Origin of the sequence: Bradyrhizobium forestalis (assembly GCF_002795245.1) — a bacterium.
GTDB lineage: Bacteria > Pseudomonadota > Alphaproteobacteria > Rhizobiales > Xanthobacteraceae > Bradyrhizobium > Bradyrhizobium forestalis.
The window spans coordinates 1-385 of sequence record NZ_PGVG01000165.1 but is presented as its reverse complement, the minus strand read 5'-3'; the positions used below and the strand labels follow the sequence as shown (position 1 = coordinate 385).

Sequence of the window (385 nt, the reverse complement as noted above, 5' to 3'; positions counted from 1 at the left end):
ATTCCCTGCTCATCGAGCGCGGCCTGCAGCAGCTTTTCGAAGCCGGCGCGGTCCTTGCCGAACGGTTTGCTCTCGATCACCAGCGTCTTCACGCCGCTCGCCTTGGCCCGTTCGAGCCCCAGCGCATCGGCCTTGTTCGAGATGACGAGCGAGATTTCCGCCGGAAACTCCGCCGCAGCAGCGGCCCTGATCAGCGCGGACATGTTGGAGCCGCGGCCGGAGATCAGGATGGCGACGCGGCGCTTCATCACAGCGCCAGTCATCACAGTGCCAGGTCGAGGTGGCCGTTGTAGACGACGCGGTGCTCGCCCTCGGCCGGAATCACGGTACCGAGCTGCGCCACCGTCTCACCCGCATCGCTGAAGACCTGCACGACCAGATCGAC

The 385-nt window shown here is 65.7% G+C and carries 1 protein-coding gene and 1 pseudogene; both read right to left on the bottom strand.

What is annotated here, in order from left to right; all coding sequences use genetic code 11:
* A partial coding sequence (locus CVM73_RS38945; RefSeq protein ID WP_283809991.1) for a formyltransferase family protein occupies positions 1-248 on the bottom strand: 248 nt, incomplete at its 3' end.
* Between the two features lie 14 nt (positions 249-262).
* Positions 263-385: pseudogene (locus CVM73_RS41420) on the bottom strand (phosphoribosylformylglycinamidine cyclo-ligase); the annotation flags it as partial.